The 16708-nt window shown below is 35.3% G+C and carries 15 protein-coding genes; all 15 read right to left on the bottom strand.

The window, feature by feature from the left end:
• A partial coding sequence (locus COJ46_RS24225) for a BclA C-terminal domain-containing protein (protein ID WP_176527959.1) occupies positions 1 to 551 on the bottom strand: 551 nt, incomplete at its 3' end.
• 403 nt (positions 552 to 954) lie between these two features.
• Positions 955 to 2358 (bottom strand): aldehyde dehydrogenase, encoded by a 1404-nt coding sequence (locus COJ46_RS19875; RefSeq protein ID WP_286133548.1) that lies wholly within the window; start codon positions 2356 to 2358, stop codon positions 955 to 957.
• Between the two features lie 90 nt (positions 2359 to 2448).
• Positions 2449 to 2838 carry a YidH family protein gene (locus COJ46_RS19870; RefSeq protein ID WP_097976210.1) on the bottom strand — a complete coding sequence of 130 codons (390 nt, stop codon included), beginning with the start codon at positions 2836 to 2838 and terminating at the stop codon, positions 2449 to 2451.
• A 132-nt stretch (positions 2839 to 2970) separates the two neighbouring features.
• Positions 2971 to 4242: an MFS transporter gene (locus tag COJ46_RS19865; RefSeq protein WP_097976116.1), complete on the bottom strand. Its 1272-nt coding sequence runs from the start codon at positions 4240 to 4242 to the stop codon at positions 2971 to 2973.
• Between the two features lie 227 nt (positions 4243 to 4469).
• Positions 4470 to 5987, bottom strand: a complete 1518-nt coding sequence (locus COJ46_RS19860; protein ID WP_098566216.1) for an acyl-CoA carboxylase subunit beta — start codon at positions 5985 to 5987, stop codon at positions 4470 to 4472.
• Between the two features lie 72 nt (positions 5988 to 6059).
• The gene (gene scpA, locus COJ46_RS19855) at positions 6060 to 8225 is read right to left on the bottom strand and encodes a methylmalonyl-CoA mutase (protein ID WP_097976118.1); all 2166 of its coding nucleotides are present in this window, start codon (positions 8223 to 8225) and stop codon (positions 6060 to 6062) included.
• Positions 8226 to 8228: 3 nt separating this feature from the next.
• Positions 8229 to 10331 carry a methylmalonyl-CoA mutase family protein gene (locus tag COJ46_RS19850; RefSeq protein ID WP_097976120.1) on the bottom strand — a complete coding sequence of 701 codons (2103 nt, stop codon included), beginning with the start codon at positions 10329 to 10331 and terminating at the stop codon, positions 8229 to 8231.
• 41 nt (positions 10332 to 10372) lie between these two features.
• Positions 10373 to 10900, bottom strand: coding sequence for an acetyl-CoA carboxylase biotin carboxyl carrier protein (gene accB, locus COJ46_RS19845; protein ID WP_097976122.1), 528 nt, complete (start codon positions 10898 to 10900; stop codon positions 10373 to 10375).
• Positions 10901 to 10936: 36 nt separating this feature from the next.
• Positions 10937 to 12289 carry an acetyl-CoA carboxylase biotin carboxylase subunit gene (accC, locus tag COJ46_RS19840; protein WP_097976124.1) on the bottom strand — a complete coding sequence of 451 codons (1353 nt, stop codon included), beginning with the start codon at positions 12287 to 12289 and terminating at the stop codon, positions 10937 to 10939.
• Entirely contained in the window at positions 12289 to 12735 is a 447-nt protein-coding gene (locus COJ46_RS19835; protein ID WP_097976126.1) for an acetyl-CoA carboxylase biotin carboxyl carrier protein, read from the bottom strand. The genes accC and COJ46_RS19835 overlap by 1 nt, the downstream gene beginning before the upstream one ends.
• Positions 12736 to 12802: 67 nt before the next feature.
• A complete protein-coding gene (locus COJ46_RS24635) occupies positions 12803 to 12955 on the bottom strand; it encodes a hypothetical protein (protein WP_176522528.1) in 153 nt (50 codons plus the stop codon).
• A gap of 239 nt (positions 12956 to 13194) precedes the next feature.
• A complete protein-coding gene (locus tag COJ46_RS19830) occupies positions 13195 to 14334 on the bottom strand; it encodes a CaiB/BaiF CoA transferase family protein (RefSeq protein WP_097976128.1) in 1140 nt (379 codons plus the stop codon).
• 98 nt (positions 14335 to 14432) lie between these two features.
• Positions 14433 to 14840, bottom strand: a complete 408-nt coding sequence (locus tag COJ46_RS19825) for a MaoC/PaaZ C-terminal domain-containing protein (protein WP_097976130.1) — start codon at positions 14838 to 14840, stop codon at positions 14433 to 14435.
• 20 nt (positions 14841 to 14860) lie between these two features.
• The gene (locus COJ46_RS19820) at positions 14861 to 15325 is read right to left on the bottom strand and encodes an FAS1-like dehydratase domain-containing protein (protein WP_286145529.1); all 465 of its coding nucleotides are present in this window, start codon (positions 15323 to 15325) and stop codon (positions 14861 to 14863) included.
• Positions 15326 to 15371: 46 nt separating this feature from the next.
• Positions 15372 to 16553: a lipid-transfer protein gene (locus tag COJ46_RS19815; protein ID WP_097976134.1), complete on the bottom strand. Its 1182-nt coding sequence runs from the start codon at positions 16551 to 16553 to the stop codon at positions 15372 to 15374.
• Positions 16554 to 16708 lie beyond the last annotated feature (155 nt).

The following is a 16708-nucleotide window of genomic DNA, read 5'->3' as shown; positions in this document are numbered from 1 at the left end:
ATGACAATAGAAGCGTTTACGTTCGCTTGGGTTCCTCCAATTACAGTTGCAAGTCCAACAGCTGCAGCAGAAGAATGATTTCTAAGAGTAAGCACATCAGCAGCTGCAAAAGCTATTATAGCTTGCCCGTTGTTTTGCTGAGTACCAGCACCTGAACCATAGATTGTACCTGCAACCGGCAAGCCATTTACAAATAGTGCAAATTGGTTCGATTCTGTACCTGACACGGAGAAAGTAACTTCGTAAATCCCCGGAGTAATAATTGCAATTTGAGACGTACTAGGGGTATGTGTAATTCCACTTGTCATTATTCCATTTGAATCAAAAATGACATCTGCCTCTACTGCAACCGTCTGAGGTGTTAGATTGAAGATGTATGCGAATTCTGATAAGCCACCTCCTGTTGCTCCTGCTGGACCTGTTGCTCCTACTGGGCCTGTCGCTCCTGCTGGACCTGTTGCTCCTGCTGGGCCGGTTGCTCCCGCTTGGCCTGTTGCTCCCGCTGGACCTGCATAATATTCATTACAAAAAATGGAAGTAACTGAAAACAAAGAAAAAGCCCAAACCCTCGTTACACTTAGGTTTGAGCCTTCTCATTTGTATGATCCCAACTGGACTTGAACCAGCGACCCCTACCCTGTCAATTACAGGATGCGCGGATTATTCAGTATTACTGAATATTTTAGGTCAATTAAGTCCATTAAATCAAGGGGCAAATGTAATTTTATGCAATTATTGTATGTTAATTACATTGATTCTAGTAAGTCTGTGCAATTTCTGTGCAATGAATTAGTAATTGGTTAATAAAGAGGTAGGGTGCTTTTTTTAATAAGAAAATATAAAAAAGCATGGAAATTATTATAATTCATGCTTTTTATATTTTCTTATTGGCTTTTTTGCTCAAATAATCACTACTAATATTTGAATAATAATCTTATACTAACGGCTTTTTTTCTATTTAAATAGTTTTCGAATAACTTTTAGTGCTCCTTTAGTAATATGATATCTAACACTTAAGTCAAATTTAGTTGTTTGGTCTAGAACACTTTTGTCATGTGTGAAACATTTAAATGAATGGATTCCATGGTATGATCCATGTCCACTATGTCCAACTCCTCCGAATGGCAAATAAGGTGAAGTAATATGAATTAACGTATCATTTATACATCCCCCACCAAATGAGACACTATTTATAATTAGCTCTTTTACCGAACTATTTTCGGTAAAAAGATAAAGTGCTAATGGTTTAGGTTTATTGTTAATTTCACTTATTACTTCACGGATTGATTCAAACGATAATACTGGTAAAATAGGGCCGAAAATTTCTTCATTCATTACAGGATGATCGAATGATACATTTGTCAGGATGGTAGGTTCAAAGGCTAATGTATTTTCATCTGTTTTTCCTCCATGGTAGACTGTAGGGCCTTCTAACATTTTTTTCAATCTTGCGAAATGGCGATTATTAACTACATGTGTATATTCACTATAAGTTAGCGGGTTTTCTGTGTATAATCTTTCAATCTCTTCTTTTAAGGCTTCAAGAAATTTTTCTTCAATTGTTTTGTGCACGAAGATATAATCAGGCGCAATACATGTCTGACCGGCGTTTAAAAATTTCCCCCAAGCAATCCTACGTGCAGCACTCTTAATGTTCGCACTTGAATCGACAATGGTTGGGCTCTTTCCACCAAGTTCAAGAGTCGCAGGCGTTAAATGTTTACTTGCAGATTGCATAACAATTCTTCCAACCTGAACACTACCTGTAAAGAATATGTGGTCAAATCTCTCATTTAAAAGAGCTGTACTTACTTCAACTCCACCTTCTATGCAAGTAATATAATGACTAGAAAATGTCTCTCTTATTAATCTTGAAATAAGAGCAGACGAATTTGGTGTAAGTTCTGAAGGCTTTACAACTGCTGTGTTCCCTCCAGCTATTGCACCAATAAGTGGTATAAAAGTTAATTGGAATGGATAATTCCACGGTGAAATGATTAAGTTTACACCATAAGCTTCATGATAAATTTTACCTTTACTTCCAAAGTGAGTTATTGGCGTTCGAACACTTGAAGGCTTCATCCACTTTTTTAAATGCTTCTTAACAAAAGAGATTTCGCTAAGTATTAATGCAATATCCCCGAAATAGCCTTCAAATACGCTCTTATTTAAATCCTTTTTAACTGCTTCTAAAATAAGTTTTTCATTTTCAGATATTACTTTGTATAGTTTATTTAATTGCGTCATTCGAAATTCATAAGATCTTGTCTTACCAGTTTGAAAATAAGCTTGCTGTGATGAAACGATTGAAGCATATCGTAATGAAATATCCAATGGATTTCCTACTAATTGTTCCAAATTATAACTCTCCTTTTATCGCATTGAAATATTTAAGACACTATGTTTTCAACACAATTTGATTCAAAGCCTTCATAAAGATTTAGAAGTTTAAAACAATCCCCAAACATCTAGATAGTAAGCACCAAAAATAAGAAAGATAAGAATTGAGGCCACCGATAAATAAACAACCAATATCCTTGAGTATTTAAACGTTCGATTATTAATATCATTTCCCTTGATAAAATAACTGATTGTTGAAATGATTAAAGCAAAAATTCCAACAATAATTGAAGATAATCCTATTATCTTTGATAATGTATCTCCAAATTTTGCATTAGAAGCTAGTGTAGTAAAATGAAGATTAGTGATTAAAAAGCCTACTCCCATAATTGTTATACTTGTTCTTACCCAAGCAAGATACGTCCTTTCATTCGCTAAATGCTGTTGTATATATTTAGAATCAATTGTTTCTTTCTGCTTTTCTAACGCATTATTCATACTCATACCTCTGTATTTAAATCTTTCATCAAAGTAACCTTTCATACCCCTAACAAATTAAAATAGTAAACTAGTATAAACAACTCATTGTAATCACTTTTAGAGATACCATGGATTCTTCTTTTCTTTTCATTAAAACTTCACTAGTTTATTACTATTGTCTGTTGAAACTTGTTGATTTCGACGTCCGAAAAGGAATATTAACATCGCAGTAATTACCAGTGCAATTGCAATCCCATAAATTGCTATGTTATATCCACCTGCTAGATTTGTACTAGAATCTTGAATAAGTTTTCCGAAAATAATTGGAGTAATTATACCTGATGAAGTCATTATTCCAAAATAAGTTCCTGTCATAACACCCCTTCGATTTGGAAGTAAACTAACTACTACAGCCGGGTTAAGTGTGTTTACAGTCACCACAAGTGTATTTACTAATGAAAGTACAATGATTATTGAACCCACCCCGTTCAAAAGTGGATACAGTGAGTACAAAACCCCTGCTAGTAAAACACAAATAGCGGTAAATAGGGTCCGCGCCTTCCATAAACTTTGTGTTTTTTTGTATAGTCGATCTGAAATGATGGATAGTACGATTGATAAGATTGCTCCTATTAATCCAGAAATAGCAATAACTGTTGCTGACTGTTGTTCAGATACCCCCTTTACTTTTATTAGATACGAAGGATTAAAAGTAAGTCCAAAGACAATGAACGAATAGGCAATAAATGCAATTAAAGTTGTAAAAATAAAAATAGGAGATCGTAAAGCTTTCCAAATATCTTTCCGATTATTCCCTCTTTTGTTTTCCATCTCACTAACTTCTTCTTCAAACGAAACAGTTGGTTTCATTCTTCCTAACCAAAGCCAACAGATGAACCAGACAAAGCTAAAAATACCAGTAATAAAAAATGCTTGTCTCCAACCAAAATTTGATATTAGTAAAACGATTATAGGAGCTGTAACAGCTATCCCAACAACATTTCCAAAATTAATGATTGATATTGCAAATCCACGTGATTCTGGTTTAAACCATTTACTTATATGACTAATTGCGGTTGCAAGAAATGCGCTTTCTCCTGCACCTAATAAAACTCTACTCAATATAAGAAGAGGTAGACTTGATGCAAACAAAGCCATAGATTGCGCGACTGTCCAAACAATTGCCATAATAGCCAGTGATTTTCCAGTACCAAAACGATCCGATAAAGAACCACCTATTATTCCAAATATTGAAAATAACCAAAAGAAACTGCTACCTACAATACCAAACTCGGTGGAGGTTAAGTTCAAATCCTTGGTAATATTTATTCCAGCTAAACCTACAATTGATTTATCAGCAAAATTAATAATAGCCATAATAAAAAGTGAAAATAAAATAATCCATTTCGCCCAACTTTTCATCCAAACTCCTGCCTCTCATCAAATCTATCTCTTCATTACGATAAAAATTCAGCAAACTTACCCTTGGAAAAGACACCTCACAATCCTTTTTTGTACCGAATTACAATATTTGGATAAGGATCAAATCCATCTAAAACCATGCTTACGAGCAAGTACCTTAAAGCCTTTTGTTTGTACATTCATCGTATTTTCTCCTATAAATTTTTATTTCTTTTAATCTATAACTCTTATAAAGGCATATTTCCGTGCTTTTTCTTTGGTCTTATTTCATCTTTTGTACTAAGCATTTCTAAAGATTGTTTAAGGACTTTCCGTGTATCTCTAGGATCAATAATGTCATCAACCATACCATGTGAAGCAGCAACATAAGGATTCGCAAACATATCACGATATTCTGAAATCTTCTCCGATCTTGTAGAGGTTGGATCACTACTTTGATTAATTTCTTTCGCAAATATAATATTAGCTGCACCCTCTGGTCCCATTACAGCAATCTCTGCATTTGGCCAAGCGTATACAACGTCTGCACCAATCGACTTCGAATTCATCGCTACATATGCTCCTCCATAAGCTTTTCGAAGAATAACTGTTATTTTTGGTACAGTAGCTTCCGAATAAGCATATAAAATTTTAGCTCCATGACGAATGATTCCACCGTGTTCTTGATTAACTCCAGGAAAAAATCCCGTAACATCTTCAAATGTAATGAGAGGTATATTAAAAGAATCACAGAATCGAATGAATCTTGATAGCTTATCAGAAGAGTTAATATCAAGACCTCCTGCCATAACCTTTGGTTGATTCGCGATTACTCCTACACTATTTCCAGCAATTCGCCCAAAACCAATTACGATATTTTTTGCGAAATTTGATTGTACTTCCATAAAATCGCCATGATCAAGCACTTGCTTTAAAACTTTACGAACATCATAAACTTTCGTTGCTTGAAGTGGCACTAAATCTATTAAATCTTCACGCCAATCATCCTGTCCAAAAAAAGGCACGCTATCTGGTTTTTCATTACTATTTTGAGGTAAGAAACTAATTAATCTTCGTACTTGTTCAAGTATTTCTGGCTCTGATTCATCAGTAAAATGTGCACAACCACTAATGGCTGAATGAACTGTCGCACCTCCAAGATTTTCAGTCGAAATTTTTTCCCCTGTTATTGTTTCGATCACTTTAGGTCCAGTTATAAACATTTGACTTGTTTTTTCGACCATAAATACAAAATCAGTAATCGCAGGAGAATAAACTGCACCGCCCGCACATGGTCCCATGATGACTGATATTTGTGGGATTACTCCAGAATAAATAGAATTTCGATAAAAAATATGTCCATAACCGTCTAACGATACGACACCTTCTTGTATTCTAGCTCCTCCTGAATCATTTAACCCGATAATTGGAGCACCGACTTTTGCAGCTAAATCCATAATCTTTGCTATTTTAATAGCGTGCATTTCGCCTAATGCTCCTCCAAAAACTGTAAAGTCCTGCGCAAAAACATAGATAAGCCGTCCATGGATTTTCCCGTAACCCGTCACAACCCCTTCACCAGGACTTTCAACTTTGTCCATACCAAAGTTTGTTGCTCGATGTTTAATAAATGGATTTAATTCAACAAATGTATCCTCATCTAAAAGTAAATTTATTCTCTCTCTAGCAGTTAATTTACCTCGGTTATGTTGAGAGTTAATTCGTTCATCTCCCCCGCCAAGTTCAATTTTTCGCTTCCGATCCATCAAATCATTTATTTTCTCGTATGCAGTCGTCACTAACTACTCAGCTCCTTTTCTTGAAATATTAGATGATGACTAGCTGTAATTCGCATCCACATGCCTTCGATTAATCTCTTCAATAACTTTTTGTGCTGCGACTGGGATGACTGTACCTGGTCCAAAAATGGCTGCAGCTCCGTTATTTAACAAAAACTCATAATCTTGTGCTGGAATAACGCCGCCAGCAATTATGACAATATCATCTCGACCTAATTTTTTAAGTTCTTCCATTAGCTGAGGAAGCAGCGTTTTATGTCCCCCAGCTAAAGAACTCATTCCGATAACATGTACATCGTTTTCTACAGCTTGAAGTGCAGTTTCCTCAGGTGTTTGGAATAATGGCCCGATGTCAACGTCAAATCCTAAATCGGCAAATGCTGTAGAAATTACCTTTGCACCACGATCATGACCATCTTGACCCAATTTAGCGATCATTATCCTTGGACGTCGTCCTTCCCCGGCTTCAAAATCATCGGCCATTTTTCGAACTACATCGATTTCAACTTTTTCTCCGTATTCCGCACTATACACACCTAAAATGGAATGAATAACTGCTTTATGCCTTCCGACTACTTTTTCATATGCATCAGAAATTTCCCCTAAAGTTGCTCTTACTCTAGCTGCTTCAATTGCAAGTGCTAACAAATTACCTTCTCCTGATTTTGCTGATTCTGTTATTGCTGATAAAGCAGCTTGTACTTTTGTTTCATCTCTATTTGAACGAAGCTCACGTAAGCGTACGATTTGAGCTTCACGAACTGAAGTATTATCTACTTCAAGAACATCTAGTGGATCCTCTTTTTCAAGACGATATTTATTCACACCGATAATTGTTTCTTTACCTGAGTCAATGTGAGCTTGTCTTCTAGCAGCCGCCTCTTCAATTCGCATTTTTGGTAAACCAGTTTCGATTGCCTTTGCCATTCCACCTAATGATTCGACTTCCTGTATATGCTCCCAAGCTTTATGGACTAGTTCATTTGTTAGTGACTCAACGTAATATGAACCGCCCCAAGGGTCAACTACATTACATATTCCGGTTTCTTCTTGTAAATATAACTGTGTATTACGTGCAATTCTTGCTGAAAAGTCAGTTGGAAGTGCAATCGCTTCGTCTAATGCATTTGTATGCAAAGACTGTGTATGACCTAATACTGCTGCCATCGCTTCAATACATGTCCTCGTGACATTGTTAAACGGATCTTGTTCGGTTAAGCTCCATCCTGATGTTTGGGAGTGTGTACGTAGGGCCATTGATTTTTCTTTCTTTGGATCAAATGTTTTAATTAATTTAGCCCATAAGAGTCTTGCTGCTCTCATTTTGGCGATTTCCATAAAATAATTCATGCCAATACCCCAGAAGAACGATAACCGCGGAGCAAACGAATCAATATCAATTCCAGCTTTTAAACCTGTTCTTACATATTCCAATCCATTAGCAAGTGTATAGCCAAGTTCAATATCAGCTGTTGCCCCAGCTTCCTGCATATGATAGCCAGAAATACTAATACTGTTAAATTTCGGCATAAATTCTGATGTATAAGAAAAGATGTCTGCTATAATCCTCACTGATGCTTCAGGCGGATAAATATATGTGTTTCTCACCATATATTCTTTAAGAATATCGTTTTGAATTGTGCCGGTTAATTGTGATTGATGTACGCCTTGCTCTTCAGCTGCGACGATATAAAATGCTAATACTGGAAGAACTGCTCCGTTCATTGTCATTGAAACGGACATTTTATCTAATGGAATTCCATCAAATAATATTTTCATATCCAATACTGAATCTATTGCTACACCTGCTTTTCCAACATCCCCTTCAACTCGAGGATGATCTGAATCATACCCACGATGGGTGGCTAAATCAAAAGCGATTGATAACCCTTTTTGACCTGTTGCTAAATTCCTTTTATAAAAAGCATTACTTTCTTCAGCTGTTGAAAACCCTGCATACTGACGAATTGTCCACGGTATATTAATATACATCGTAGGGTAAGGTCCTCTTAAAAAAGGAGCAATTCCTGAAACATATCCCATATGTTCCACATTTTGAATGTCATTTGAATTGTAAAGTTGCTTCACATCTAATTGCTCTAATGTCTTCCAATTCTCAATCTCATAATCTACTTGTTTTGGGGGAAATGAATTTTGTGCTGAATTTTGGAAAGGTATTTTCGTAAAATCGATCACTTTACTCATTTTCTAAATCCCCCAATCTTGAAGATTTTTTAATTTTTCATAATTGTTAACATGAAGATGGATAAATTCATCTACTCCAAATTGTTTGTATAAACTCATTTCTTCAATCGTTGGTTTTACTGCCAATAAGACCTTTGTTTTTGATTCATACTCTTTAAACTGTTTTGTTAATTCAGGTACGATTTCTGGATATTGATCATCACCTGAACAAATTACTACAATAGTAGATTCAGATTGTTTAAAGGCATGAACTATTTCTTCCATCGAGTTAAAGCCTTTATTTCGTGTAACTTTAAATCCTCCAACTTCAAAAAAATCTGTAACAAAATCCGCTCGAGCTTTATAAGTTGCAATTGGTCCGAAATTAGCGACGAACACCTCCGGATAATCACCATTTTTATTTTTATATCTCTCTGAATTTTGGCGAAGAGATTCAAACGGTTCAGCCCCACGGTGAATATGTAAAGGTAGGATTACTGGGCTTGTCATATTTGAATAATTCATTGCATCTATCAAATCAACTATTGTGGCTCCATTATTAAGCGCGTTAATTGCATTTTCAATTGAACATATCTTAGAAAATTCGTGTAAATCCTTAGTGAAATGTTCAGCAGTTGATTTTGATTCAACTTTTTTCGATTTTAGAGCAGCTATTCGATTATTATTAGAGGTTTTTGCGTTTAAGGGAGCCTCTTTTAAGTTTGGGAAGATATTTGTCCCAATAAATTTATCTTTTCTATATTTAATATTTGTTGCTCTTTCTTTTGCCGTTTGATGAACCATTTCCTGTGGAAAACCAGATTGAAGTGCTTTAAACTGGCCACCTACTTCTTCAACTTTTTGGAAAAGTTCCCAAGCTTTTTCAGCTAAAGTATAGGTAAGTTTTTCGATATACCAAGACCCACCAGCAGGATCAGATACTTTAGATAAATTGGATTCCTGATCAAGTATTAATTGAGTATTTCTTGCAATTCGTCGTGAAAACTCATCTGAAGGTTTGATTGCTTCATCGAAAGGTGACACATGAAGACTATCAGTTCCCCCTATCACCCCAGCAAAAGCTTCTACAGTCCCTCGAAGAATGTTTACATATGGATCATAAATCGTTTTATTCCATGAAGAAGTTCGAGTATGAATTTTTATTTTTTGTGAAGTTTCATTTCCACCTAGTTCTTTAATAACTTTTGACCATAACAATCGAGCTGCTCTTAACTTAGCAATTTCCATAAAGAAATTAGATCCAATCGAAAAAGAAAAGCTAATATGTTGTGCAGCATTATCAACCGCAACTCGGCGCTTGTCCAATTCTCGTAAATAGTCTAATCCAGTTGAGATGGCAAAAGCTAATTCATGTACTGCATTTCCACCTGCATCGTGATATGAGTTCGCTTGAACAATTATACTTTCTACATTTTGTGCATTTTTTACCGACCAGTTGGTCATTTCTGTCATCATGTCATAAGCTTCGTTTAATGAATAAGGTAAAGTTCCTTCTTTAACTAACTGTCCTAATGGATCCATACCGAGAAAACCTTTAACCTTTTTCAAATCATAATTTTGTTGTTTCAAAAAAGTAATAAAAGTAGAAAATAAAGCTTGTCCACCATATACAGTTTCGATATGAAATGGAATTTCTTCTAAATTTATATTTTTAAACGCCTGCTCAAAATCTTTTACGGTTTCAATAGATAACCCTCTTTGTATTTCGTTCTCATAATTATTTGACAAATTTGTTTCATCAAGAACAATTTTTAAAATCGTTTGACCTTTATCTAAATCATGTCTGGCAACTCGATTAAATTCTTCAGGAGTAGAACAATCTAATTCCTGACAAATTCCCCATGGCTCTTCAAGATAACCTAATTTACTTATTCCTCGTATATATGGATATTCACCTGGCAATGCGTCTAAATATGGATAATTTTCGATATCCTCTTTTTGATACATTGGCTGTAAAGATATTTCTTCATATGTTTTTGTGACAAGTTTTTCTTGAATCGTTGCTCCTTTTAATGAATTTTCCACAACATCTCTCCACTTTTGTGTTGTCGGTTTTGGAAAGTCACTAAACAACTCGGTGTTATAATATTTTTTATTATCTGACACTTTAATTTACACCCCTTCCAATTTCTCCTTTTTAGCTTCAACTATGAAGTTTGTTTCACTAAAAAGAGGGGTTGCCCAAATTCAACTAATTGACCATTTTTAACAAGTATTTCTACAATTTCACCTTTTATTTCTGCTTCGATTTCATTAAACAATTTCATTGCCTCTAATATACAAACAACAGTTGATTCATCAACTTGATCACCTTTATGAACATATGATGGTTCACCTTCAGCTGGTGCTGAATAAAACGTCCCTACCATCGGAGAAATGATTTTCGTATGGTTTTCTGAAGATACTTCGTTTGGCAAAACCTTTTTTTCAACACTTTCAACTTCACCTTTATGAAATTGTATAGTTGGTTTGTGGTCATTACTTCCTTCTCTTTCAGGTAGTACTTCTATTTTTGAATTGATAGATTGAGATGATAGACTACGATCATTCCCTAGAATTAAGCTATTATTTCTTTTTATAGATACCTTAGATTCACCATTCTCTATTTCTATATGTTGGATTGATGATTCATCAACAAGCTTGATGATTTCTCTAATTTCATGAATTTTATACATATTTCTCTCTCACTCCTCTTCTACTGATTTTCGGATTTATTTTGATAATAATTCTGGATTCGTTTCAAGGAATTTTGTGTTAAATTCGCCATTTACAAATAATTCATTCTCAAATAATCTTTGATGGAAAGGTACCGTAGTATGCACACCTGTTATAACCATCTCATCTAATGCTCTTTTCATTCGTTGAATTGCTTCATCTCGATCTTTTCCCCATACAATAATTTTCGCAACCATTGAATCATAAAATGGAGAAATTTCATAACCAGGATATACTGCACTGTCTACCCTTACGCCGTAACCTCCCGGTGGAAGATACATTTCAATTTTCCCTGCTGAAGGCATGAAATTCTTTGAAGGATTTTCGGCATTAATTCGGCATTCAATTGACCAGCCATTGATCGTTACATCACTTTGATCAAATGATAAAGGATATCCTGCTGCTACCATAATTTGTTCCTTTATTAGATCGATACCTGTAATCATTTCTGTGACAGGATGTTCTACCTGAATGCGAGTATTCATTTCCATAAAAAAGAATTGACCGTGTTTATCTAATAAAAACTCTACTGTTCCTACCCCATGGTATCGAACCGCTTTTGCTGCAGTAATAGCTGCATTTCCCATTTCTTGACGCAGGTCTTCTTTTAATGCAGGTGAAGGCGCTTCTTCTACTAATTTTTGATGACGCCTTTGAATCGAACAATCTCGTTCTCCTAAATAAACGACTTTTCCCATCTTATCCCCAATTATCTGGATTTCCACATGACGTGGTTCTTCAATATATTTTTCGATATATACATCAGAGTTTCCAAATGAAGTTTCAGCCTCATTTTGAGCTTGTTGGATCGCTTTGCTTAAATGACTACTATCTTCAACGACTCTCATTCCTTTGCCACCGCCTCCAGCACTTGCTTTTACAATGACCGGAAAACCAATTCCACTTGCAATTTTATGGGCTTCTTCAATATCATATATAACTCCATCTGATCCAGGAACAGTTGGTACACTAGCGTCCTTCATCGTATCTCGAGCTACGGATTTAGCCCCCATTTTATTGATTGCTTCTGGATTAGGTCCAATAAACGTTAGATTACATGCGGAGCATATTTCCGCAAAATTTGCATTCTCAGCCAAAAAGCCGTATCCAGGGTGAATGGCATCTGCATTTGTTAGTAATGCGATACTTAATATATTTGTTATATTTAAGTAGCTCTCACTAGATGCAGTTGGGCCTATACAGTAGGCTTCATCGGCGAAATGAACATGTAAAGCTTCACGGTCAGCATCAGAAAATACAGCAACAGTTGCAATCCCCATCTCTTTACAGGCTCTGATTACTCGTACAGCTATTTCTCCTCGATTAGCAATCAATATTTTTTTAAACATTACATATCCCCCTTTTTGCCAGAAATCTTAAATAGAGGTTGTCCATAATCAATTAGATCCCCAATATCATAAAGTACTTCAACAATTTCACCATTAATATCTGAATAGATATCATGAGATATATTCAGTCCACCAACTCTACATTGGGCTATCAATTTATTTTCATTTACTAGATCACCAACTTTAACATTCGGTTGAAATGTACCAATAAATTGCGATTGGATAATATGTAGCTCTGTACTTTCCACATCTTCTGTTACGAATACATTGGGTAATGAACTAGTGGGGTCAGTTTGTATTGGAAGTCTTTCCACTGGTTCACTATGTAAATTTGACATTGAATCTTTTTTTATTAAAATTCTGTGATCCTTATTTTTTATCTCAAGTTCATTTAGTGTAGATTGATCAATTAATCTCAAAATTTCTCTAATTTCTAATATCTTCATATCTGAATGCACTCCAGTATAGATTTGGTTTTATCGTTTTAAATAGAAAGTAATGCTGAGAACAAGATTAAACAATTTCATTTTTTTCAAAGTCATCATCGTGCATTTTCAAATTTGGATCTTCTAATGCAAAATCAATAAAATCTTTAATATTCTCACCTGAATATAGTATGTTGATGTTCTGATTTTTTACCATTTCAATCACTCTTCTCAATATCATTAGATCACCCCACTATTCACATTTTTTCTAGTGATAGGCCAGACGCTTTCTTGTAATATTTTTGGTTAGCCCGAAAACTTTTGTAATACTGAAATAAAGTTTTAAATTGTCGCTATATGTTATTAAGATTTTGTATGTTCACAACATGGTAAGAAGTTGGTTAGTTTAAAAAGAACTGTCCATTTATTTACACATGTTGAGTGAAAAATGGACAGTTTATTTTTTCCGAGAATAATTTTCTATTTTACTAGATTTAGATTATTAATTGTTTCCTTTGTATGAACACCTAGCGGAACTCCAACATGCTTATAAATAGGTGTAAAAACAGATGACTTTATTGGGCAAGCAATCTGTTTCTGATACCCCCCATTTAGTCTTGGAACATCTACGATCATTTTACGATCAGTAATCTGTAGATGTTCACTTGCTTCTTTAACTGAAAGAACTGGTTCAACACAGGCATCTAAATCTTCAAAAATTGCCTTCCACTGGTTAAAAGTTTTTGTGAGAAAGGCAGCCCTTACTTCTTCCTTAAACGCAATGATATCCTCTGATTTAAAACTAAAGCTAAGTCCGATTAAATCTTCTCTTTCAATTCCTTGACAAAGGAGCTTTCTAAATTGAGGTTCTATACTACCCACAGAAAAGTAACGTCCATCCTTCGTCTCATAGTAATCATAAAATACTCCACCATTCAGCATCGTACTTTCAAATTTAGGATTAATTCCACCCATTAAACAATCAGCCCCAGCTAACGCATTTAATGCAAAACTGCAATCTGTCATACTAATATCTAGCCATTGTCCTTCACCAGTTCGATTTCGATAAATAACAGCAGATAATATACCTATAGTACTGTGTAATGAACCTCCAGCAACATCTGCTATTTGTACCCCTGCAGGTGTTGGTCCTATATTTCGACGACCAGAATAGCTTGCAATCCCGGAAATTGATAAATAATTATTATCGTGCCCAGCACGATTTCGATAAGGACCTGTTTGTCCAAATCCGGTAATAGAACAGTATATTAATTTGGGATTAATCCTCTTTAATTCTTCATATCCCAAACCTAGTCGCTCCATTACACCTGGACGGAATTGCTCCATAACTATGTCATATTCTTCTATTAATTTTTTTACGGTTTCAATGGATTCTTCCTTTTTCAAATCCAAAGCAACTGACTTCTTAGAGCGATTTAAATAGCCATGTGCCACCGAATCATTACCGTCTCGAGGAAACCCTTCACGTACTAAATCTGGCCTCGTAGGTGATTCCACACGTAAAACCTCTGCGCCAAGGTCAGCCAGCATCATCGTCGCATATGGTCCGGGAAGTAAAGTGGAAAAATCCAATATTTTTAATCCATTTAATAGGCTCATATGTAGTCTCCTTTTCTTACACATTTGCTAAAAATGAGTGTTTACTATGTAAAAAATACTGATTGACAATACAATCAGTATTTTATTAAATCTTGCTACTAATCTCTAGAAGGGAGCGTTGCTTCAAAAATACCAGAAACTTTTACCTCGCCTACTGAATTCGTCGCAAGTACTTCTCCTATTACCCTATTATTCTCTTTTTTTTCAATGATTTTTCCAAACACTTGAATTTCTTCACCAGGAAATGTCATTTTCCGAAAACGAACAGACACTTTATTCACATATTTTCTTGGAATCCAAGTTGTTATTCCTTGTGAAGTCATACCCATGACTAACATACCGTGGGCAATAATTCCAGTTCCTGCTTGCTTTCCTACTTCTTCAACAGTATGAAGTGGGTTAAAGTCCCCTGAAGCTCCTGCAAACTTTACTAATTGAACACGTGAAATCGGAGCTTTATTTACCGTTTCAAAAGTGTATCCTTCATATAGATCTTCAAAAAACATTTTCTTTACCTCCTTTGTATTTAATGTCGATGAACTAATTTAGCCCTTGAAATGGCAACTAGCTCTCCTCTTTGATTTTTAAATTGGTTTTCCATCGTTACAAAATCCATTCCACCTGAAGTTCCAATTTTTGTTTCTGCATGAACAACTTTACCTGTAACTGTTAGTTGGTCTCCCGCATATATTTCACCAAAATATTCATATTCTTGTTCACCATGTAAAATTTTTACTGGATTAAATTTTAATTTAGCAATTTGTTCTTCAAATCCAGCTTCATTCCCAAATGATTCGATTACCTGTAAATATGTAAGCGGTACAGGAATCCCGTCATATCCAGCATTTTGTGCCACATCTAAACTTCGGAAAATTGGATTATCATCCCCAATCGCATTGACCAATTCAAGGATCTTTCCTTTCTCCACCCCGAAGCTAAATGTACTTAAATCCATTCCTACTAATTCTTTAACCTTTGTCAAAATAATCACCTCATTTTATAAAATCTTCTTCAAATTACAATTACTTTATTTTGTTTTATGCTTTCTTATACATTGTTACGACTACAGCTCCCCCAAGCCCTAGGTTATGTTGCAATGCGACTCTAGCATTATCGACTTGCCTCTTATCTGCTTGACCACGTAATTGCCATACTAACTCCGTACTTTGTGCCAAACCTGTTGCTCCAAGTGGATGGCCTTTTGACATTAATCCTCCTGATGGATTTACGACATATTTACCACCATACGTATTATCACCGTTATTGATAAACGTTTCTGCTTCCCCTTCACCACAAAGCTTTAAACCTTCATAAGTAATGACTTCGTTTGGAGTAAAACAATCGTGTAATTCAACTACATCGACATCCCCAGGTCCAATTCCTGATTTTTCATATACCTCGTTAGCAGCTCTACGTGTCATATCAGCTCCAACGATTTGAAGTTCATCCTCAAATGATTTTAATGTGTCAGTAGCCATTGCTTGAGCGACGATTTCAACTGCATCTTGTTTCCCTTGCTTTCTAGCAAATTCTTCACTACAAACGATAACTGCGGCTGCTCCACAAGATGGAGGACAGGCCATAAATCTTGTTAAATAAGGTGGATGAATCACTGGTGAGTTCATTACTTCTTCAACCGTTAAAGGTGTATGAAACATTGAATACGGATTATTAATTGCATGATTTCTAGTCTTAACAGCAACTTTTGCAAAAATATCTGGATTTGCTCCATATTTTTGCACATATGCTGTTCCAGCTGCACCAAAAATTCTTGCTGGACCAGTATTTCCAACCGCACCAGGTTCTAATTCATCTAAACGTTCCAAAAATGTTTGTAACGGATTTGTACGGTCTCCCCATACATTTCCTAATGCGCCTGGCTTCATTTCTTCAAAACCAAAAGCAAGTGCACAGTCCACTACTCCAGAAGCAACTGCTTGACGAGCTAAAAATAATGCTGTCGATCCAGACGAGCAGTTATTATTTACATTAATGACTGGAATACCAGTCATACCTACTTTATAAAGAGCAGCTTGACCAGATGTACTATCTCCATAAACATAACTTGCAAATGCCTGTTTAATTTCTTTAAAATCAATTCCTGCATCCTTTATTGCTCCACTAATTGCCTTTGAAGCCATCAATTCATAAGGCTCTTGTTTTCCAGGCTTAACAAATTTGACCATATCTACGCCGATTACTTTTACGTTCTTACTCAATGTATATCCCCCTTTTTAGTCATTTGACATTCAATTCATTAATGAAAGACACAAATTGTGTACCTTTAAAATTTACTGTTAATTAGAAATATTCAGTCAAATAAACATAAACTAATTACTACTAATCTATTAGCTTGAATAACAATTAACTAAAA

The organism is Bacillus sp. AFS077874, assembly GCF_002566505.1.
GTDB lineage: Bacteria > Bacillota > Bacilli > Bacillales > Bacillaceae_G > Gottfriedia.
The sequence above is the reverse complement of the archived record's forward strand: the minus strand, read 5'-3'. Positions and strand labels throughout refer to the sequence as shown.

Excerpts from the sequence above, each read along its gene's own strand:
- COJ46_RS19870 (WP_097976210.1), bottom strand. The coding sequence starts at position 2,838 with ATGAATAATGCGTTAGAAAAGCAGAAAGAAACAATTGATTCTAAATAT.
- COJ46_RS19865 (WP_097976116.1), bottom strand. The coding sequence starts at position 4,242 with ATGAAAAGTTGGGCGAAATGGATTATTTTATTTTCACTTTTTATTATG.
- COJ46_RS19860 (WP_098566216.1), bottom strand. The coding sequence starts at position 5,987 with ATGGATCGGAAGCGAAAAATTGAACTTGGCGGGGGAGATGAACGAATT.
- scpA (WP_097976118.1), bottom strand. The coding sequence starts at position 8,225 with ATGAGTAAAGTGATCGATTTTACGAAAATACCTTTCCAAAATTCAGCA.
- accB (WP_097976122.1), bottom strand. The coding sequence starts at position 10,900 with ATGTATAAAATTCATGAAATTAGAGAAATCATCAAGCTTGTTGATGAA.
- accC (WP_097976124.1), bottom strand. The coding sequence starts at position 12,289 with ATGTTTAAAAAAATATTGATTGCTAATCGAGGAGAAATAGCTGTACGA.
- COJ46_RS19835 (WP_097976126.1), bottom strand. The coding sequence starts at position 12,735 with ATGAAGATATTAGAAATTAGAGAAATTTTGAGATTAATTGATCAATCT.
- COJ46_RS24635 (WP_176522528.1), bottom strand. The coding sequence starts at position 12,955 with ATGATATTGAGAAGAGTGATTGAAATGGTAAAAAATCAGAACATCAAC.
- COJ46_RS19830 (WP_097976128.1), bottom strand. The coding sequence starts at position 14,334 with ATGAGCCTATTAAATGGATTAAAAATATTGGATTTTTCCACTTTACTT.
- COJ46_RS19825 (WP_097976130.1), bottom strand. The coding sequence starts at position 14,840 with ATGTTTTTTGAAGATCTATATGAAGGATACACTTTTGAAACGGTAAAT.